Annotated in this window: 18 protein-coding genes; all 18 read right to left on the bottom strand. The window is 41.8% G+C overall.

Annotated elements, in window-relative coordinates:
• Positions 1-328 precede the first annotated feature (328 nt).
• The gene (locus DWV68_RS06955; RefSeq protein WP_077326136.1) at positions 329-2,704 is read right to left on the bottom strand and encodes a VirB4-like conjugal transfer ATPase, CD1110 family; all 2,376 of its coding nucleotides are present in this window, start codon (positions 2,702-2,704) and stop codon (positions 329-331) included.
• A 90-nt stretch (positions 2,705-2,794) separates the two neighbouring features.
• The gene (locus tag DWV68_RS06950) at positions 2,795-3,307 is read right to left on the bottom strand and encodes a PrgI family protein (protein ID WP_117874780.1); all 513 of its coding nucleotides are present in this window, start codon (positions 3,305-3,307) and stop codon (positions 2,795-2,797) included.
• Positions 3,308-3,319: 12 nt separating this feature from the next.
• Positions 3,320-3,730: a DUF4313 domain-containing protein gene (locus DWV68_RS06945; RefSeq protein ID WP_004611541.1), complete on the bottom strand. Its 411-nt coding sequence runs from the start codon at positions 3,728-3,730 to the stop codon at positions 3,320-3,322.
• Between the two features lie 12 nt (positions 3,731-3,742).
• Complete coding sequence (locus DWV68_RS06940) at positions 3,743-4,585, bottom strand: hypothetical protein (RefSeq protein WP_117606312.1); 843 nt, start codon at positions 4,583-4,585, stop codon at positions 3,743-3,745.
• 54 nt (positions 4,586-4,639) lie between these two features.
• Complete coding sequence (locus DWV68_RS06935; RefSeq protein WP_117606311.1) at positions 4,640-5,020, bottom strand: electron transporter RnfA; 381 nt, start codon at positions 5,018-5,020, stop codon at positions 4,640-4,642.
• 266 nt (positions 5,021-5,286) lie between these two features.
• The gene (locus DWV68_RS06930; RefSeq protein ID WP_242998380.1) at positions 5,287-5,826 is read right to left on the bottom strand and encodes a helix-turn-helix domain-containing protein; all 540 of its coding nucleotides are present in this window, start codon (positions 5,824-5,826) and stop codon (positions 5,287-5,289) included.
• 123 nt (positions 5,827-5,949) lie between these two features.
• Entirely contained in the window at positions 5,950-8,145 is a 2,196-nt protein-coding gene (locus tag DWV68_RS06925) for a VirD4-like conjugal transfer protein, CD1115 family (RefSeq protein ID WP_117606309.1), read from the bottom strand.
• Positions 8,146-8,151: 6 nt separating this feature from the next.
• A complete protein-coding gene (locus DWV68_RS06920) occupies positions 8,152-9,270 on the bottom strand; it encodes a PcfB family protein (protein WP_117606308.1) in 1,119 nt (372 codons plus the stop codon).
• Positions 9,270-9,674, bottom strand: coding sequence for a hypothetical protein (locus DWV68_RS06915; protein WP_006858865.1), 405 nt, complete (start codon positions 9,672-9,674; stop codon positions 9,270-9,272). The genes DWV68_RS06920 and DWV68_RS06915 overlap by 1 nt, the downstream gene beginning before the upstream one ends.
• 9 nt (positions 9,675-9,683) lie before the next feature.
• Entirely contained in the window at positions 9,684-10,868 is a 1,185-nt protein-coding gene (locus DWV68_RS06910) for a hypothetical protein (RefSeq protein WP_117613572.1), read from the bottom strand.
• 29 nt (positions 10,869-10,897) lie between these two features.
• The gene (locus tag DWV68_RS06905) at positions 10,898-12,340 is read right to left on the bottom strand and encodes a relaxase/mobilization nuclease domain-containing protein (RefSeq protein WP_270779775.1); all 1,443 of its coding nucleotides are present in this window, start codon (positions 12,338-12,340) and stop codon (positions 10,898-10,900) included.
• On the bottom strand, positions 12,327-12,659 hold the full coding sequence (locus DWV68_RS06900) for a plasmid mobilization protein (protein WP_117606306.1): 333 nt from the start codon (positions 12,657-12,659) through the stop codon (positions 12,327-12,329). Before DWV68_RS06900 ends, DWV68_RS06905 begins: the two co-directional genes overlap by 14 nt.
• 4 nt (positions 12,660-12,663) lie before the next feature.
• A complete protein-coding gene (locus tag DWV68_RS06895; protein ID WP_117477939.1) occupies positions 12,664-13,185 on the bottom strand; it encodes a multidrug transporter in 522 nt (173 codons plus the stop codon).
• Between the two features lie 393 nt (positions 13,186-13,578).
• Positions 13,579-14,556, bottom strand: a complete 978-nt coding sequence (locus DWV68_RS06885) for a DUF3991 and TOPRIM domain-containing protein (protein ID WP_117606304.1) — start codon at positions 14,554-14,556, stop codon at positions 13,579-13,581.
• A 4-nt stretch (positions 14,557-14,560) separates the two neighbouring features.
• Entirely contained in the window at positions 14,561-15,100 is a 540-nt protein-coding gene (locus DWV68_RS06880) for a JAB domain-containing protein (protein WP_004611525.1), read from the bottom strand.
• Between the two features lie 109 nt (positions 15,101-15,209).
• Entirely contained in the window at positions 15,210-16,205 is a 996-nt protein-coding gene (locus tag DWV68_RS06875) for a DUF5688 family protein (RefSeq protein ID WP_118665352.1), read from the bottom strand.
• 14 nt (positions 16,206-16,219) lie between these two features.
• A complete protein-coding gene (locus tag DWV68_RS06870; RefSeq protein WP_117606302.1) occupies positions 16,220-16,564 on the bottom strand; it encodes a helix-turn-helix domain-containing protein in 345 nt (114 codons plus the stop codon).
• Between the two features lie 84 nt (positions 16,565-16,648).
• A complete protein-coding gene (locus DWV68_RS06865) occupies positions 16,649-22,027 on the bottom strand; it encodes a SpaA isopeptide-forming pilin-related protein (protein ID WP_181977793.1) in 5,379 nt (1,792 codons plus the stop codon).
• Between the last annotated feature and the right edge of the window lie 91 nt (positions 22,028-22,118).

Here is a 22,118-nt window from a genome sequence, read left to right as displayed (position 1 = left end):
CAAAATTCAAATTTTCTTTTCCCTAATAATTACAAATATTCCTTGGAAATTGCTTCCACACCATACATTTCCATAAATGCATCCAGGTCCGCTGCATCCCCAATCAACATATTCTCGTCAAAGTGTACGATAAGCATATCTTAAAATCCAGCCACATGTTCTCCGGTACAAATGATACATTTTAGAACTGCTTCCTTATTTATTTTTCATATCGAATCTTATATGCTTTCTTCTTAAAAATAGGGAATATCTAATTTATTATCATCAAGGTCGGACATTCATCCGACCTCTTGATTATACTATAGATTCTATAAAAATTCATCTGTTATCACTGCAGCATTGCTTCTTTTTTCTTCTGTTCCGCAATCTTCTCATGAATGTTGGTATTATACAGCCTGTACAAATCCGTATCCTTGCTGATCTGATTATCAAAGGGAATTACTACCGAACCACACTTAATAAGTCCCATTCCAGAGGCGGTATTAGTTACGAACCGAAGCTGTGCCTCTGATACCCCGATAACCTCCGCCATCTTTGAACTATCTGTATTTGCCTGCTTCAAGAGTGCCACAAACTCAGAGTTTGCAAGCATTGTGGTTGCTGTGTAATTCTGCAACAGATCGACAACATTCTGCGTGATACCGGTACAAAGACCTCCCTGCTTTCTTACCTTCTTCCAGAGCTGCTGCAAGTATTTTGCAGAATACTCGGAATTAAGCAGAACATGGAACTCATCAATATAGAGCCATGTTGCCTTGCCTCTCTTGCCATTCTCAACAATCCTGTTCTGAATGGATTCCATCATAACAAGCATTGTGATAGGACTAAGTTCTGTACCCAAGTCCCTGATGCCATATACTGTAAATCTGTTATCCACATCCACATTTGTCTGGTGATTGAAGATGTTAAGCGAACCATTTACGAAAAGCTCTAGTGACAGTGCAATGTCCTTTGCTTCCTCCTCCGGCTGCGCCATAAGGATATCGTAAAAATCACTCATCACCGGGATATACTTCTCTTTGCTTCTTGCAATGTCGATATACAGCTTTCTCACGCAGCGGTCAATGATTGACTTCTGTCTTGAATTTAAGCTGTCTCCGATACACTGCTCACAAAGACCAAGCATAAACTCGCCTTTTTCTCTTACCATTCCCTTGGAATCATTCGGATCAAGGCTCCATACATCCATCTCCAGCGGATTCACATAGTTATCCGTGTAAGTGGACATATTTACCACTGTTCCACCATAAGTCTCAGCAATATCAAAGTATTCGTTCATTGGATCTATGACGATTATCTCATCATCTCCCGACAAGAATACGCTGCCCATTTCCATCTTACAGAAGAAGGATTTACCGGAACCCGGCACTCCGAAAACGAAGCCATTTCCGTTTATCAGCTTCTTTCTGTTACCGATATTCACATTCTTGCTGATCTGATTGATACCATAATAGTTCCCTGTGCTGTCATTTAATTCCTGCACATTGAATGGCATAAGCACCGCAAGTGACTGGGTAAGAAGGGTACGCATTGTCTCCACCTGTCTTACACCAATCGGAAGCGCTGTGTTGAGTGCCTCCCTCTGCTTTAAGTAGTGTGTATCAATCGTACAGCTGTTACGCTTTCCGATAGTCTCCACTGTCTCACAGACGCTATCAAGCTCTTTTTTGCTCTCTGCCATAAGAATAATAGTAACTCCCACGAAGAAAAGGCACTGGTCATTCTCACGAACATCATCCATGATTTCCTCAATCTCCTTTTTCTCCGTTCTCTTGGCATATGAAATTTCCGTAGAAAAGTCGTTATTCTTATTACGGACTCTCTGCTGCTTAATGATATCCGACTCAATACCAAGGTATTTCTTCTGAAGCACCTTTGTAGTCAAATCCTTAGGAACAGGCACCACATCAATGCTCGTGATGGAATGAACCGGAAGGGAAGTAATCTCATTGATAAATCTGTCTGACAAACTGCTCGGATACTTTTTGATAAAAAGTGCCTTGCAGAATTTACTCTCATCCTCAAAATGGTCCGGGAAATATTTCACCATCCCATTGCACAGATCATTTCTAAAATCTGCTCCGACCTTCTTTGCCTTTTTGATATCAAAATCAAAGCTGCCCTCATCTCCAAGATGATAATAATCATAGAGCACTTTCAGTCTCTCATTGCCATTAAGCGGAACAATCTCTGCCCCAAGCTCAATGAAAGCCTTGTGTATCGTTGCCTCAAGGGTAGCAAACTGTGCCTTTGCCTCCTCGAAGTTCTTTCTCTCAATCGTGATTGTCAGGTATCTCTCCTGCTCAATCCCCTGTCTGCCCTCAATAATCTTCTCCTCAATGATGTCATTGTAGATTCTTCTATAATTATTGAAGCCATCGTTTTTCTCAGCAATCAGAACCTTGTCACGGAGTTCATCCATGTTTTTGTTCTTATTGTTGATCGTAATCTTATAATTACAGTCCAGCGAATTTAGGAACTTGCAATACCTCTCGAAAATACCGATCTGCTCATCCTCCGTTGCTGTCGTGTAATTGATGTCCTGAAAGCGGTAGCATTTGGAATACTTATTTTTGCTCACTTCAAAAATGCCGTTTTCAGCCACCGCCATAATCTCTATGGTTTCCTGAATGGATTTAGGTGTCTTATACAAAGGCTCACTCGCCTTCTTTAATAACTTAAATCCGTCTGTAAATAAACCCATGTCTCTAACCTCGCTTTCTTATAATGAAAGCCCGCCGGGAACTTCACCCTGCGGGCTGTGTTCCCGACCTTGCGGTCAGATACTTTTTATCTAATGCATCGCCTTATATGCTGCAATACCAGCTGTTATCGCAACAATGACTGCGACAAGTCCAAGCAGCATGTTTCTCGTCTTTTTCTTCATCGCTTCAAACTCCTCCTGCTTCTTTACAACCGAATCAGCTGTTACAGTCTCCGGTTCAGCCTTTCTGCCTTTCTTCTTTATCTGTTCATTCTGCTCTGCTTCTAACTGCTTTATTGCAGGCTCTCCCTCTGTTGATACATAGGTAAATGCCCTGTTTCCAAACATAAAATGCAGTTTCTTTCCCATATACTCGTAGAAATTCATCCCATTAAAGGAATAGAAACCACCAAGTGCAATCGGTGCCACACAGGGAATTGCCACATAAGCAGAACCCGTAAGACCGATATACTTGTAAAGAAGAAGGACGATACCGCCACCGACCACTACGCTTGCAATGGAAAATATAAGCTGCCTTGCAGTAAGTCCCATCGCAACCGATTCCTGATAGCGGTCTATATCCTTGTTTACTTCGATTACCATTGTCGCTGCCTCCTATCTTGATAAATCCTTTGTTTCCGGCTTTCTTGTCATTCCAATATTCGCCTCATACTTATCCATTCCATCCGGACACAGTTCCCTAAGCTTATCTACATTGAACAGATAAAGTGGATATTCGCAGAAACCGCTCCTCTGCGTGAATCCTGTAAACTCTCCAATGTCATTGTCTGTAATAAACTTTTCAATATCCGGCATGTCATTCACATTCAGATATCCGCAGTAATTTGGTGCTGCAACAGATAAATTCACTGTCACATCCCCAAAAGGCTCCTCATATCCATCTTCATTACACATAAGACCAATAAACATTGCCCTGTTATTCATATACTGCTGGATATCAAATGTCACCTGCGTTTCTCCGGTTATACTTGAATTATAAGTAACCTGTTTCTTTTCATTATCCATTTCTGCCTCCTTCTATAATCCAAATGCCTTGCTTGTAAGTGTCTGTGCACCCTTCACGCTTCCAACAGTCATTGCTATCGTAAATGTCATTTCACACAGATATATAAGTGTCTGTGCCCAGTCAGCATAACTTCCTGTAAATGCCGGAAGTCCTGCATTGATAAATGCATTACATACCACAATCGCAAGTGCCATCGTTACTGCCTCAAACACACATGACAAGAAATATTTACAGTAGGTAGCCATTGTATGACTGACCATTCTGTTTCCTGCCATCGTGGAGCAGGCAATCGCACCAAGCGGCACAATAATCAGAATCTTTAAGAACCTGAAATACACTGTGTAGATGATAAAAAATCCACAGATAATAATGATGATTGCAAGCAAAGCTGTAAGTATCAGCATTACCAGACTTTCACCAAATCCGAGTCCCTTAATGATGTCTGCCTGTGTACTGTCAATGGCAAGCTGCATCGTTGTCCCGGCAGATATAAGTCCCACCAGATTTCCTATGGAAGTAAAAAATGCTTTCATAATCGTGACATTATTTGCAACAAACCATTCTGCAAGTCCCAGTCGGATAAGCATACGCAGGATTGATTCAAACCTCATCTCATCTTTTACGTCTATGCTTTCCGAGCAGAAACCGATAACAAAGAACAGCACAACAAGGGAAGAGCCGACCGCTACAAAGACCGGCTCAATACCCTCAATGACTGCCCAGGGACCTCCGCCCTTGAAACTGACCGGTGACTGTCCAAGCATTGCAAAGACCAGGGATATCTGATTGTTCCAAAACCCAAACACCGCCTCAAGAAGTGCAAGGATCTTGTCTCCAAGCTTAAAAATATCCATACTTGTTATTCACCTCTTTCCTTTTACTAAAAGGGGAAATACATTTCCCCAATCTTAGAAGCCTAAGAATGTCAGAACTGTTGAAATACCAGCCATCATGACACCTGCCACAATCCCTTTCAGAGCGGAGTTCATGGTAGATGAATCCTGCTGCTGATATGCTTGTGCGAACTCCATGACATTCTTTGCAAGAATAATGACACCAACAGCACCAATGACTGCAATAATAAGTGTCTTTAAGTTCTCAAGTGGCTGTGTTACTGCGGAAGTACCTGTACCTGCTGCAAAACAAGTAGTGCTCATAAGCATTACTCCCATAAGTGCTCCGGATACTGCCGGAACGAATCTCTTTTTTAAGTGAATGAATCTACTCTTCATGCCTTTCTCCTCCATCTGATTGTTGTTTGTTGTTGAAATAACCTGTTCTTTTCTCATGTTGTTTAATCTCCTTTTTTGAAGTGACAGAAGCGGAAAAAGCCAGAAAGGAATACACATATTCCAATCCGGCTAGCTTTCCGAACGGAATATATGCATTCCTTTCTGTCCTGTTGATAGTTACTCTATGATAATCAGGCAATGCCTGTTGTACTGGTTAATCGGGCTTTCCCCGATGCGTTTTTGCTGTGACCATCTCCTTTCAAGGTATGAAAAAAAGCACCTTAACCATATGGCTAAAGTGCTAATTTACTCTCAAATTTGCTTTATTCTAAAAGCATTCCATCAATTATTGCAAACTTTGTCTTAAATATAGATCTATTCTGGCAATATCGTAATATGACATCCTGTACATAAGGTCTTGTACAATAACTGTCTACCACAATCTGTTTATCTTCCTCTTTCTCTATCCTCTTAAATATGCCTTTTTCATTCCAATCCGTCTTTACAGCATCTACTAAATCATTACTCATCTCAAGATGTGATAAAATCGTGGAATTCAACTCGGTTTCTTTAATTTCAGATATTTGTCCATAGTCATTAAGTTGCTTCAATTCTCTCTTAATTGCCTCCGTGTAACTTGTCATATTATTATCTCCTATCAATAAGTATTCAGGTGTTACATCTAGTGCCTTTGCTAGTTGTAAAAGATTATACGCACTTGGCTCTTCATTGAGTCTACCTTGTTCATAACGTCGTATACTCTGAACAGATATATTTGTTATCTTACCCAGCTCTTCCTGTGTATAGTTTCGTATATTACGCAACTCTTTTAATCTATCTGCAAAAGTCTTTTCCGTATTCATCCTGTACCTCCAATATAAAATAATTTCTGTCTTTTGTAACTGCTCACATGTTAGTAGTCCAATAAGCTGAAGCATACCATGTGAGCAAATTATATCATATACTCTGTAATATATCTAAAAACATTACTGCTTCTTTCGATATGAACTCATCTTCTCCACAGTAACCTCCGGATAAAAGTAAGTAAGAATCGTTGCCTTCGGAACTCCTGCCGCAAGTGCCTTCTTCACTTCCTCTTTCTGCTCCGGTGTATATGACCAGTGCAGCATTCGGTTTGTGATTGTATCCTCCCACTTAGGCTTTTCCCTCTCAGGATTCCTTACAGGCTTAGTACCAGCACTTCCATTAGAAGAGTTAGCACATTCTGTAGTATCAGACTTCTGTGACTCATCGACATACTCAAGCTCATTTGCCTGCTCCCTGTCAATCTTTGCTTTCTGCTCTGCCTCATCCTGCATGGAGAATCTTCTGCTTAACTCCGCATCACCAAGCATCATAAACTGCTCATAGGTAAGAGAATCTATATACACATTCTCGCCCTTATCCCTCAGCTTTTCATAATACTTAACTGCCTTGTCTGAAAGAATCTCAAATGGCGGACCGATAAGATTATCTGCTCCTCTTATCTGATGAACATAAGGCTCTCCCTTGCCATCTGCTGTCTGGTTAAACATCGAATGATTGAACGGTATGAACTTATTGTCCATGATAGGATCAAAACCACGGATAAAGATAATACATTTCTTATTATCCAGCTTTCTGACTTCATCGGGTGTAAACAATTCTCTGCCTAATACATCATAGTTTCTTGAAGAGCTTCCCTGTCTGCCCTTTGTTTCTCCACTTGACTTCTTATCAATCGTACCTTTTCCAAGCAGCTCTGACACATACTTATGCGTACTCTGCTCGTTTCCACCGAGATAGATGAACGTATCGCAGTTGCCGGGAATTGTCTCCCAGGTATCTTTAAAAAGTGCTTTTAACTGGGCAAAGTTCTGAATAATGATAATACTTGAAATCTCACGGCTTCGCATTGTCGATAACAGTGAACAGAAGTCATCTGGCAATGCGACATTCGCAAATTCATCTAACATAAATGTCACATGGATTGGCAGCCTTCCACCACAATTAAAGTCTGCCTGATAGTACAATTCCTGAAATATCTGCGTGTATAACATACCGATAATAAAGTTATAGGATTTGTCACTATCCGGGATTACACAAAAGAGTGCTGTCTTTGTCTCCCCATCTCCGTTTACACCAATACCGATATCGGACAGATTAAGCTCATCTTTGGAGAGTAATCGTAAAACCTGCTTATTTTCAAGAAATGCAAGTCTTGAGTTGGCACTGATGATAATGGAACGGACGGTATCTCCTGCACCTCTCATACATTTGTTGTACTGCTTGACTGCCGGATGATTGGCTCCGAGTGGGGAACTTTCCTCTAAAAACTTCATACGCACATCCAGCTTTGATGCCTTCCCCTGCTCTGTAACCTCTGCCTCTCCAAGAAGTTTAAGTACTGTCTCAAAGTTTCTCTTTGCCGGCTGTACCTCCAGCCACACATAATAAAAGATAGCCTGTAAGAACAATCCTTCCGCTTTTTCCCAGAACGGATCACTTGGTGTCGCTCCCTTTGGTGTCGTATTGCTGATAAGGTTTGTAATCAGCTTGACCACATCTGTTTCCTCTCTGATATAGGAAAATGGATTGTAACAGTCTGATTTATCCATCTCTAACAGATTAATGACTTTCAGGTTATATCCGTTATTTTTTAACATCTGCCCGCAGCTTCTAAGGATTTCTCCCTTTGGATCGGTACAGATAAAGGAACAGTTATGCGGCATCTGCATCAGATTCGGCTTTACTTCATAAAATGTTTTTCCTGCTCCGGAACCACCACAGATAAGGATATTTCCATTGAGCTTGAGTCTCCTGAAATCCAGCGACATCTTCACATTCTGGCTGAGTATCCGGTTGAAATTTTCATCCTTATCTGCAAGTATCTTGTTGACCTGCTTCGGATTTTCAAATCTTGCCGTACCAAATTCTTTGCCAGGCATATAGTTTCTCTGACTGGTGTAATACATGACAATAGCCATCGCATAGATACCTAATGCAATGGCTACTGCTTTTACTGTATTGGAATTGTAATAATTGGCAAAAGGAACAGCACATACCTCATTGAATCTGTCCATAAATTCATTAAAGGCAATCCCTTCCGTCCACGCACCATTTATCAGATAACCAAGATACCCTGCTAACACTGCACCCACAAGGATGAATATCAGTGACGGCATTTTCTTTGTTGTCTGCATAGGCTGCTACCTCGCTTTCTTTGTGGTAACAGTTTTCTTCTGTGTGGTCTTTTTCTGCTGCTTCTGCACTTTCTCGTAACGCTCCCTGACAGATGACTCCACCTTGTCGTAGTGAGTATAAAGCTCGGTTCCTTTCTGGGTTGTCACCACACGATTCTGCTCATCGTAGAGCTTATAATCCTTGGTTGAATCAAGGAAGGTAAGCATTGTCTTTCCACCATGAATCTCCATGATGTTTTCCTTACGGAGCCATACATATCTTGCCTCTTCTCCCCATGTGCCGGGAACTCTGGTCTTAACAGCATGGTCATTTTCTTCGATAATCAGCTTCTTGCTGATTGTCACATCTGACAGGTTCGCATTTTTTGATGCTGCAACTGCCCTCATTCTCTCAGCAAGGTCCTGATAGCCTCTGACACGGTTGATAAATGCATCCTTGTCCATCATGACTGTATGGGTGCCATCCTCATTCTTGCTGCCAAGCACACCGATTGTCTCAAGCTGTTTGATAACACTTTCAGCCTGCTCACCATTGATACTGAAATTCTCCTTGACCTGATCCACACTGATAGCTTTCTTTTCCATTGCAAACATTCCGACCTTTTCGATCAGTCCGTCAATAGCGGTATTAACCCTATCCCCTTCTATCGTGTGGCTTTTCTCGTTTCCCTGCTGTTTCTTCAAAAAATCCATCAGCTTGCCAAGGGATTTTTCATCTCCATTCTTCAGATAATCGTCAAATGTGGCAATCTTACCAAACTTGAGCTTCTGTATCATCATATTCACACGGGGAACTGCCTCAGTATGGAAGATAACCTCACTCAGTCCATCTTTCCTGTTACAGTCTGGAAGTACCGAATACAGGATTCCATACTTCTTTGCCATCTTTTCAACCTTTTTCATATCTTCGGTATTAAACTGCAACACCTGTAAATCGCCACCTTTTAAGATCAGCTTTCTCATGGATGTCTTGCCAAGTGACTTTTCATAATCAAGCATCCCTTTTAAGAAATCTATTGCCTTCTGCATGGCAGCAATGCCGCCGCTTCCTACCTTCATGGCAATCTCAATGCCATCATAAGCTACACGGATGATCTGCACCGCTTCCTGAATCTCTTCTGCCATTATCGCACCTCCACTTTCTCTCTGACTGTTGTTTTAAGTGTTTCTGTCTCTGTAGTACGGATTTCCTCGGCTGATACATCAATACCATAAGCAGTCAAAATATCTGCCAGATGATTGATTGCTTTCTCCTCCTCGATACGATACATTTCAAGTGCCACAAGCAGGTTTTCCACCTGTTCCACCCATGCAGGCTTCATATCATATTTAGACCTGTATGTGACCATAATCTCGTCCGACTCAGCCTTATCCGCTGAATGTGCCAAAGCTTCAATAAGAGAAATCGTGTCTTCCTTGCTGCCACTTCTGAATGCGAACTGGACAACAAAGTTTTTCTCTTCCTCTGTAAACTGATGCTCCACACCATTCATTTCTGTTACTGCTTCATTTACTACTGCTAAATTCATAAGTTCCTCCTAATCTGCCATGCTGTTTTCAAGCACAGCAATCTCAATGATCTCCTTCATCTTTTCCGCTGAAATGTTGTTGTTTATAAGCTCTACAAGCTGTGACTCAGTAAGTCCCTTTTCTATTGCACTCTTAATCTGCACAAGCTGCGCCGGAACAAGGTCTCCCGATGCAACCAGCTTTACAATGTCTGCTCTTGACTTTTTCTTAAATGACAGTCTTGCAAAAAGACTTGCCACTCCGCTGTTGCTGCTCTTTCTCACACTTCGCTCAATCGGAAGTCTCTGCACCACATTTCCAGTACCATCAACTACCGGAATCTGATAATAGACCGGAATCCCGTTTGCCACAGCCTGCATATTCTGAGGAACTGCAACTGTATCAACCATCTTTTTATCTGCCTGTGATACGGACTGGCTTTCCTGCGGCTCTGCCTTACTTTCTGCCTCTTTCTTATTCTCTGTGGCAACACTTATGATCTTATCTTCCAATGACTCTATTCTGTCTCCCATACGCTTCATCTCCTTATCCTTTTTCTCAATATCATCCCTGAGTCTTGCAATCGTACTGCTTGCCTTATTCAGTTCATTCTGCTGACTGTTGATAAGAGCGTCCTTATCCTGGTTCTCCTTGACCAGACGCTCCCTGACTTCCTCGTCATCTTTGGAAGTTTCTATTTCAGAAAGCTTCTTATTCAGGGCATCATACCTTTCATTCTGATGATTGATCTTTGCAACCACTTCATCCATCTGAGCTACAAGACTTTTCACATACTCTAAATCCTGTGGCATCTGCTCTTTGGCTTTATTAAGCTTTTCTAATACCACATCAAACATCCTGCGCATGTTTACTGCTGTATCATCTTTTTGGACTACCTCTCTGATTGCATCAATCGGCACACCTTTTTCATAGTAATCCAATACTGTCTGCATCTTAGGTGCTGCCATCCTGCTATCTTTCAGCAGCGTTAACAACTCTTCTGATACACCCTTATGCAGGCATTTTGATAACACCTTCATCTGTTCAATGTCATAACTTTTGTTAAGATACAGACCGATTTCATCATCAGTCAGTCCATATTCATAATCGCTTTTGACAAGAGCAATGACCTCACTGTCCATATGCTTATTACGAAGAATCTGTATCTTTCTCTCAATCGCCATTTCACTTAATGGCGCTCTTTTTTCTTCCATATATGCCTCCTAACCACTAAAAAAACAGCCTAACGTACCGGCTGTTCTTTTCTGTCTCTTATTGTTTCTTTGTCATACTGCTTCTCTTCTGCCGAAGCTGATACAGTAAGTTCCTTCCATATTGATCTTCCAAGGCTAAGTTCCTTTGATACCGCCCGTTCTGCCTTACAGTCCTGTGCATACTTGCTCTCATATTTCTTTCTAAGACTCTCGACCTCTTCCACACTGTATCCCTGTGCTAAAAGTTCAGTGTTAAGCCTTTCCCATGCATTGTGCTCATCTTCAAAGAAGGTATCCCCACTCTGATAACACGATTCCGCATCATCAAGCTCCCGAATCTGTTCAGCCTTGTCAAAAATATCTTTAAATCTTTCCTTTGCCTTATAGGTCTTACTCTTTTCCTTTGATGCTTCTTTTTTCTTATCCGTCAGATTATCAAGTACCGATACAAGTTCTTCCGCACTCTCAATCTTATGCCTTACCAGAAATAGATACTGCTCCTGCAGCTTATGCATCTTTCGGATATCATCCCTATACTTCCATACCTGACTATATGGCTTCTTTTTCAGCTTCCCAATCCGGTAAAGCTTTGCATAATATCTTTTCTGCAAGCCTGACATCTTCGCCCTGCGGTATCTTTTGACATAGCACTTTACTATCGCTGCCTGTTTTTCCTCATTCTGTGACTGGTAAAAAGATAAATCTTCCTTAGCAATACGCTCCACAATAGCTTCCTGTGAATAATTCTCGCCAAGAGTCTTACATCTTCTGAATCTTGTCATCCCCTGTGGTCTGACTGCCAGATACTTTCCCTGCTTGACCTCATATCCTTTTTCCGACAGCAGTTCCAGAAATCCTCTGAAATCATTTGCCTGTAAAATGCAGGCATCCAAATCTCTTTTTATCATATCTGCCCACACAAAGCTGCCTTCACGATATTCGCTCCAATCCTTATAATTCTCGTGCTGTTTCTCTTTGCTGCCATCCTCCACATCTATAATGGAAAGACCATACTCCTGACACAGCTTATTGGTAATCGGCTGGATATACTTTGCCCAGTCACCTTTCTCGTAGCGATACTTTTTCCCATCCACAAAGCTTACACTGTTAAATACAATGTGTGAATGAACATGGTCTGTATTATCATGAACCACAAATACCGCTTCATAGGCATCGCCAAGATATTCTGCTACAAACTTCTGTGTTATCTCAAAAGCCCTGTCCGGTTCCACCTCATCCTCTTTGAAGGAAAGAATGATGTGATACCCCTGTCGCTTGTCTGTTTTTCCAAACTGCTTCTTTGTATCCATCATCTGTTCAAAAGCCATATCTGCCTGACAGTTAACAGCTCCCACAAGTCTTCCTCTCTGCGTTTTCTCAGGATTCATCACATAATCCAGTGCCCGTTTCAAATGCCTTGCATGAAAAGAATTCCCGCTGTCCTTCATGTGAAGTATCTTACTGATTGCCAATCTTTACCACCGCCTCGCTGACAGACTGATTCAGCTTTTTCATATATGCCACAAGCTGTTCCTTATCTTTCTTGGAATACAGCTGTGCATTGCTGTTAAATACAATCTGATTGATGTTAATGCCGATTCGGTTTATCTCATTGATAAGCTCTTTAAAAAGTTTCCTTACTTCCGGATAATCATTTGGTTTCTGACTGATTAGAAGCCTGATATATTCGGCTTCATTCATTCCATTTGCCTTTGCCTTATCAGAAAGTACCTTCGCTTCCTGTGGCATAAGTCTTAGTGTTTTCCTTATACAATGAACTTTATCCGCCATAGAATCACCTTCCTCTCTTACCCGTACTGTATTCTCTTACTCCTTCTGCTACTGTTACAGCAACTTTTTCCAGTTCTTTATTACCCAGCTGGGCAATAACCCTGTCTGCAAGCTCTGTGGCAACTTCTATAAGTTCCTTACCATAACAGGTTTTATCAAACAATCTGTCCAGTCTCTTTTCATCTGCTTTCAGACTTTCATACTTGCTCTGATACTCGTTATAGTCGTTAAAATCCTTTGGATCACTCCTGTGTGCTTCCGCATCAAGTATCAGTTCATAGTTCCATTCACAGACAATATCTATAACATCATCTATCGGGTATGGTTCAATTTCACCATTCTCCTCAGCTACATCCTGCCTGTACATCTTCCCATCTGAATCTATGCCAATGGCATAATCATGTCCTTCCATATAGTTAAGCAGAATTGCAGCATCTTCTATCGAAGGGTTTAGTAAGATATCAAATGTGTCTGCCCAGGCAATAAGTTCCTCTGGTTCTGCGATTATTGTAAGTTCTTTATCCATTGCTTTCCTGCACCTCCCTTATCCGTGTTTTGTATATCTCTTCCACCCACACGCCTGTCTGAATCTCTTAGGTTTACGGCTAGATACGCATTAGAGACATCTCTGTCCTAATGCCATCTAGTTAGGGAGAAAATCTCCCTAAAACCCTCTGTTTATGAAAGTGGGGGCGCTTTTTGCCCCCACTTTGCTACTTTGGGGGCGCTTTCTGCCCCCATTTTGTTATTTTGGGGGCGCTTTCTGCCCCCACTTTTATTTTTACTTCAGTCCGGATTTTGTCGTGTCCAAATTGTGGGGGCACTTTTTGCCCCCACTTTGACATTTTGGGGGCGCTTTCTGCCCCCACTTTGCTGTTTTGGGGGCACTTTCTGCCCCCACACATCAAAATCCGGTTTCTCATGCCCTGACTGGTTCATCTGCTCGCTTATTCATCCTGTTCAGATTAAGCTTTGCCGCTACAAGCCACTCGTTGTAATCCTTATATCCGGCTGGAGGCGGGCAGTCTTCTACCTCATATCCAAGCTCATAATACTTTCTCATAAGTTCAGCTGCCGCCTTCCGTCCCGGCTCATCTCCATCAAGGCAGAACCGGATGGAAGTAATCTGCGGATGTTCCCGAAGAAATGTCTCAAGCGGGGCATCTGCAAGCATTCCAAGTGCCAGCTTATTTGATTCATAATCCGTGAAGATATCAACATAACTCATAAGGTCGATTGCTGCCTCAAATACTACAAGCTCTGTACTGTTAACATTTACTACATTAAATCCATAGTTTTTATCATTGCCTGTGACATCACACTTGAATGGCTTGCCCTGCTTATCAAACACGCCCCTCATACTTGCAAATCTTGTCACTCCATTTTTATCATTTCCCTTGAAAACAACATTGTGGTAATGCCTGCTCTCATAAATCAGTCCGTCTTTTAAAAAAAGATCTATGACTGCTCTGCTGATTCCTCTCTCCTGATTCAGATATGAAATAAGATAGGAATTATCTCCTGCCGGTTCCGGTAGGACAAACGGCTTTCTCTCCTCTGCCTGCTTCTGTGATACCTGATGAACAAGTGGTTGCTTTACAGGATTCTCGATTCTTCTGTATCCTGCAAAGTCCAGAAGCCAGAACACAGCCTCTTTTACACTCATTCCACAAAATACCCGTAAGAAATCTATCTGTGAGCCGCCATTGTTGCCTTTGTCAAACTGCCTTGACCATCTGTACCAATGGCTTCTGTTATAGATACGGATGGAATCCATCTCCTTTAAAGTGTGGTATTTGCCAATCCTCTTTACTGTATACCCAAGGCTTTCTGCAACTGCACACAGGTCAACACTCTTTGCTATGACAAGCTCTTCATCCGTAAATCTTCCATCCATGCTTTCACCTTGCCTTTCCCTGCTCTGCTACAAGCGGTGACTTGATATCAAGTGTCCGGTAATCTGTGCTCAAGGTAATCTTAGGATTATCAATCATGCCTTTTTCCCTGAAACTGAAAAATTCACGATTGTCTCCACCGACTATGATATGATCAATGAGCGGTATTCCCATCAGTTCACACAGCTTGTTCATGCGGTCTGTCATCATCGTGTCTGCCTTGCTTGGGAATACATTTCCGGATGGATGACAATGGATTAACATCATGCTTGCAGCATTGCTTAAGATACTTGATTTAAACAGCTCTCTCGGATGTGCCATTGCCTCATTTAAAGAACCAACACTTGCAAAATGCACATTGATAGGTTTTAAATCTGACCTTAGATTGACCACACACACTACTTCCCTGTCAAACTGGCACATACAGTCTCCCATGACAGCAGCTATATCCGCCGGATTATTAAAGGTGTGCTCCGAATAAATCGGAGCATCCTTTACAAGTCTTACCGAAACCACATCAAGCTTGAAGTCATTCTTCTTTGGCATCAGACACCGCCTCCTCTCCAAACTCGACACGGATAACAAAGTCACCTTTCTGGCTGTTTATGAGAGCAATGAGTTCTTCCATTGTAAGTTCCTGCTCCATAACTGCCTCCTATTTGGACTTTTCCTTAGAGTCATATACAAGCGGTGGTTCTGCCACAATGCCATCGAGTCTCTTATTCGGAGTGTCTGTAGCAAGTGTGAGCTTTCTTAAATCCTTATCATAGTGATATACCTGATTGGAAAGTCTCTCATCGAGGTCTACAGCTTCCATGTTGACCTGTACAACCATTTCTGCAAGTTCCTCCGGGCTTCCCATTTCTGAGGATACGGCAAGCACCTCATGCACACTTGAAGGTAAGATATAAAGATCACTGCCAAGGTTTTCTGCCAAATCATGCAGTTCATTCTCATAGAGCATATTTACCGCACCATTAATACCTTTACTGTTGGAAATCACCCACAATGTCTGCTCCGGTGGAATCTCTCCAATCATCATCTCTGCAATCTCTTCCGGCATGCCATCCTTTAAAAACATATCCTTCATCACATCATTCATGCTTCTTACCGTAGGCGGGAAAAGTCTTCTGGTATTCTCCGCAGCACACTTAAACAGCTGTTCCTCATTCATTCCGAGTCTGCCAGCAAGTTCATCGGTAACTTTTGTACTCTGAATACCATTCTTATCTTCATTAATCACTACTCTGTACACAATAGAGAGATCCTGGAACTCCCTGTGCGGAACCTTCTCCAAAAACGACTTATTCTGCTGTGTATTGATAATCTGAAACACAACCCTTTCACTGGCATCTTTTAAGATGCTATCCACACTAACCGGTGGAATCTCTTCAAATGCTTTCACCATAACATCACAGGCTCCCATAATTGTCTGTTCCAAGTCCTCACAGTTCTGATATCTCTTATACATATCGTTGATATAAATGGTAGGTGAGATATGCTTGCCCTCTTCTCTGAGGCTTAACCCATCAAGAGTCATATTTACCTTTTCAACAGGTGCAGTCACAACCTCCATCCCTTTGTACTTCTCCGGCATATAATCCAGAAACTTTTCCTTTACTACTTCCTTAAAAATCTCATAATTCATCATATTACGGTTCCTCCTTAATCTAAATTGTCGTATAAAATCCCTTCATCATCGGGATCTGCATGTTTCCTGTAGCTGTAGTCTTCATCTATCCCCTCATCCGGAATTAAATGACCTCTTTTCTTTCTGTAATAATTCTTCAAAAACATACATTTTCTGCAATCTTCACAGAACAATTCTTCCGGTTCTACTCCCAGAGCTGCAGCAATTCTTTTCAGTGTTCCTGTCTTAGGGGTTCTCGAACCATTCTCGTACTGGGCAATCCTTACATCCCCACGATTCATAAAGCCACATTTTTCTCCTAATTCCCTGAGCGTCAGCTTCTGCTGTTTTCTGTAATATCTGATTCTTTCTCCAACCACTTTCGTTTCCTCCGTAAAACTAAAATGACAGGGAACATAAGTCTTAGGCTTACATTCCCTGCCGGGTTAATAGTTCTTTAATTGTTACTGATTCTTCTTTTTCTTTCTTCCACGAAGTCCTACTCCAACACCTGTAATAAGTGCAAGTGCACCGATTCCAAGGTAAAGAAGTGGATTTGCATTGTCGCCTGTCTGTGGAAGCTTAGGCTCTGTCGGTACATTGGCAAGCTTAAGAGTTGCTACAACAACATCCGGTGCATTGTCATCATATCGAAGAGTTACATCGTGAGCTGTTTCATCAAGGATATATCCGTCAGCTGTTTTTGTCTCAACTACTGTATAATGGATATCTTCCTTAAATGAACCATCCTCATTGTAAGTACAGATAGGAAGCTCCTTGCTCTCTGCATGACCATTCTTGTCAGTAGTGAGTGTATCAAGCACCTTTCCGTCCTTATCCCTTACTTCAAATACAACACCCTCGATCGGCTTTCCGGTTACTTTGTCAGTTTTCTCAATGACAATCTTACCGACTGCCTGCTCATCCTTCATGGATACCTTCTGGATTTCTGCTGTCTCCTTTACTTCAAAGGTTACATCACTTGCCACCTTATATCCATATGGTGCAGATTCCTCTCTGAGTGTGTACTTTCCGACAGGAAGTCTCTCAATCATATGAGTCTTTCCTGCCTCTGATGTCCAGCTCTCAATAAGCTTTCCATCAGCATCAATAACTGAAAGCTTTGCTCCAGGCAATTCTTTCTTGCCTGTGATATCAGTCTTTGAAATTTCTACCTTGATCGGTGCATTTTCAAATGCTGCCTCAAACTCGATAACCTTTACCTTATCTCCCTGATATGAAGCATCCACATCAAAAATCTTATCAGACTTCACATAGCCCTTTGGTGCCTCAATCTCCTTGACATAATACTGTCCAAGTGGAAGGTCAGAGGTAAATGCAGCCTTTCCATCCTTGCCTGTTACTGTTCTCTCAATCTGCGTATCAGCTTTTACGATTACCGTGCCATCTTTGTTTACGATATCTTCTTTCGCAAATAAACCAAATACTGCTCCTTCAAGTGCTTTCTTAGTCTCTGAATCCGTCTTGGTTACAGTAATCTGCACTTTCTGACGCTCATTTGTCACATCCATTCCTGCGAAAACAACCTTTGTATTCTGGTCGATATAGGAAAGGTCTGCCTCAATCGGTGTATCATCTAATACAAATCCATCAATGGTCTTTGTCTCAACAAGATAATACTTGCCAATCGGAAGGTCATCAATTCTTGCGATACCCTTATCATTTGTCACGATGGTTGCCACCTTGTCTCCTGCCTTATGATATACAGTGTCAAGTCCGTCAGCACTTACGATATTCTCTTTTGCATATACATCAAAAGTTACTCCTGCAAGGCTGTCCTTGAAGAAATTGAAGATAAAGTCGTACCAGTAACCCTTCATAAGAGTAGTATCTGTTACAAATTCGCCGTCCTTATTGATAACGATGGAACCTGTAGGAACTTCATCCTTCATCTCTACATGCTGCACTTTGCCAGTGTCCTCTACTGTAAACTGAATATCTGTTGCTTTAAGATATCCGTAAGGAGCAAATTCTTCACGAAGTGTATAAGTCTCGCCTACGACAAGTCTCTTGATCACATGTGCTTCCTTAGCATCAGATGTCCATGTGTCTACCACATTTCCATCCTTATCAAGTACAGTAAGTGTTGCACCTGTAAGCTCTGCACCGCTTGTGATATCTGTCTTTGTAAACTCAAAGGTTGTAGGTGTGTTTTTATACTCGCTGTTATATACAGCAGTCTTAACATCCTGTCCCTGATATTTTGTATCAAAGTTTACTGCTTCCTCATTTGTCACATATCCGGCAGGCTTTACAAGCTCCCTTGCAACATATTTTGCAAATGGATAATCCTTAACAAAAGCAATCTTTCCATTCTCATCAGATGTTGCCTTCTCAAGAAGAGTACCTTTATCGATAATAACCTTGCCATCAGCATTCTTGATATCCTCATCTGCATAAAGACCAAATACTGCACCTGCAATCGGTGTCTTATCTTCTGCATCAAGCTTAGTCACTGACATATCAAGCTTCTGTCTGTCATCTGAGAAAGTAAGACTTTCCTTGATAACAGGTGTCTTATCATCCACATATGTGAATGTCACTTTCTGCTCATTCGGATTTAATACATATCCGTATGGAGCTTCCACTTCCACAACTCTGTACTGTCCAAGAGGAAGCTTCTTAGCTGTTGCCTTTCCATCCTTGCCAGTTGTAAGAGTTGTCACAAGGTCTCCCTTGCTGTAATACTTAATGCGGTTTCCGTCTGCATCCTTCTGGTTGTCTGCTGTGTAAATATCCTCGGCAGCATAAACTTTGAATTTTGCTCCGGCAAGTGAGCCTTCCTTATAGACAAACTCTTTCTCATATGAGCTTGCAAGGAGTCCACCCTTAAATCCGTCAAGTACCTCGCCCTTCTTTTCTACAGTCATCTCTCCGACTGCAGGGGCATCGGAATATTCCACAGTAATGATTGCATCATTTGTATCACCATCTGTCTCAAATGCTGTGTCAGTATCAACAGAGATGTTGACATACTTATCATTTACAACATATCCGTATGGTGCAGATACTTCCTCAATACGGTAGTTACCGATTTTAAGTGCTTCAGGTAAGATTAAATCTCCATCATCGTCAGTAAAGAATGAAGTATGCTCGACCTTTGACGGATAAGTTGTGTACTGCTTCACATATTCGTTCTTATCAATATTGAAGATCTTAAACTCTGCGTTTGGTACAAGTACTGTCTGCTTTGTATCGGAATCCTTCTTGATTACACGAAGCTTTGCAGTAAACTCCCTGTCAAGAAATACTCTCCATGTCTGAGGCTTGTCAGGATGATTCTCGCTGATTTTTACCTCAAATGGCTTGATTGTCTTCATGTTATGCGGAGTCTTTGACTCAACTACCACATAGGTTCCATAAGGAATTGCAATGGAAACTGCATGTCCCTTGTCATCTGATGTGATTGTTGTTGCTCCGTTTTCCCCGATTACTACCGGAGTAGCCTTATTATAGTCATAACTTCCATCTGCCTTTACGGATAAAGAAGATTTTAAGTATGCTGTGAACTCTGCACCTGCCAACAAGCCTGCTTCAGTATCATCGCCATTGTCAGATACCTTGATAAGCTGGAATGGCTGCTTGATGACCTGCTCTGCTGATGTTGTACTTCTTGATACCTCTGCTACAAGGTCTCCCTCATAGTCGCATACTACATCATGCTCCTCTTTGTCTAAGAGATACCCCTCTGATGGAGTGATTTCTTTCACATAATAGTTTCCAAGGTAAAGGTTATTGACCTCTGCTTCGCCATTCTTATCTGTTGTAAGTGTTGCTACAAGGTCTCCTGCCTTGAATACGACTCCTGTTGCTCCGTCCGGATGCACGATATCGTTTCTTGCATAAAGACCATAAACTGCACCTTCAAGGCTTGCATCTCCCTGGGCTGCTGCCTTACCTGATTCCTTGTCTACCTTGTAGATATGAATCTTTGCTGTAGTTCTGTCATTTACAAATGTGTGACTGAATGATGCCTTTGCCTGTGTTTCAGGTAATACATTGAAATTGAAGCTGTAAACATCTTTACTGTTTCTGATATACGCATATGGTGCCTGTGTCTCTTGGATATAATATCCGTTAGAGATTGGCAGATCCACGCTGTAGCTTGCCTTTCCGTCCTCACCTGTAGTTACTGTCTCAAGAGCTGTACCCTTTGTCACAATAACCTGTCCGGCATAGTTTTTGATGTCATTTCCGGCATAAAGTGTGTACTTGCCGCCATCAAGAGGGTTCTCTGTGTCAGAGTCCTTCTTTACGACAAATACATCCGCTTTCTGTCTTGTATTCTCAATCGTAGTTGATTCATACTGTACTGTCACAGTCTGGTCCTTATACTCAACTGCTACTGTCTGAGGTGTGGTATTGATTGTATACCCGTCAATGCTCTTAATCTCAGTTACCACATAAGTTCCAAGATGAAGGTCAGATAATACCACCTGTCCGTCAGTTCCTGTTGTAAGGCTTTCCGCCACTACATCGCCAGCATTGTAAACCTTAGTACCATCTGCCTTGTAGATATCTGCTCCGGCAGTTACCTTGAATGCTGCTCCGGAAAGCTTCTTTTTCTCATAAGTGAAATTGCTTCCATTCCATGAACTAAGCACCTCACCCTCTTTATAGATTGTGATTGCTCCAAGCTGCTCTTTATCTGTTGCAGAGATTCCCGTTGTCTGTCCTGCTTTTACAGTAAGTGTATGAACCTTACCGGAAAGGACATATCCCTTTGGTGCGGTAATCTCTTTTACATAATAAGTGCCTGCAACAAGTGCAGCTGACTTTGCATATCCGTTTCCATCTGTTGTCATGGTCTGTACTCTGTTTGTACATCCGCTGTCAGAATAGATTCCATAGACTGCACCGGAAAGCTTCACTCCGCTTGACTCGTCTGTCTTTGTAAGCTCACCATATCCGATGTTCTCTGTCTTGACCTTGATATAGGCTTTGATAGGATCTGCTGTCGGTCTTTCAGAAATAAACTCCTGATATCCGCTCTTTCCTGTAAGCCAGAATACACAGCTTGATGTTGTCTCAACCTTGCCAGCATTGGATGTGAATGTTCCTGTTGTAGCTGTAGTATTCACGTTCGTTGAAGAGATTGTAATACTGTTGCCATTCTTATCAACAGAATATCCGCTGATGCCAAAATCAAAATCCGATAAAACACCATTGCTGTCAGATAATGTTGTTTCAAATCTCTGACTTCCCTCATTCCACTTTAATTCATAAGTTGGTGCCTCACTGGTTCTACGTGATGCAAAACTTGGAAGCGTTGCATTGTAGGAACTGTTGATATTGTCCCTAAGTCTCTCATAATAGCTGTATGAAGAATCAGGACTTGGTGCTGTGTTACAGAGCTTTCTTGCTGCCGAATCACCACTTCCGGTTCCAAAGATATCTGCTACAATAACCCATACCATTGCCTGAGTTGCGATATACTCATTGCACTGACTATTGCTTGGTGCCGCCTTTTGTGTACTGTTAAACCCATAATAAAGGCAGTAACTTAAAAGCTTTCTCTGCTGTGCTGACATTGATGTGCTCGCATCATCGTAGCTGTTCATAAGCTGACCGCCATCTGCTCTTAATCCGAAATTCATACAATATGCAGAATTTCCGTCAAGAATTGAATACAGAATCTTGCCATGATTATATCCGGGCTTCAGTTCACTTACTTCTCCGGAATTTTTGACTGACGCATTCCAGAACGCAATATTTGCCTGCGGACTGGCTGCAAATGCTGTTGTTCCATTCGTAAAGAGTGTTCCAACCAGTGTGAGCATAGCCATAAATCCTGCCATAAAACGCTTTAGTTTCTGTTTCATGTGCTCTTTCCTCCTTAATTTACGCATAAAAAAAGAAAGACATAAGTTTATGGCTTACATCTTTCTTCCTTATGCTTCTATTCGTTTTTAT

The organism is Roseburia sp. AF12-17LB (genome assembly GCF_003479605.1).
Classification (GTDB): Bacteria; Bacillota; Clostridia; order Lachnospirales; family Lachnospiraceae; genus Roseburia_C; species Roseburia_C amylophila.
The sequence above is the reverse complement of the archived record's forward strand: the minus strand, read 5'-3'. Positions and strand labels throughout refer to the sequence as shown.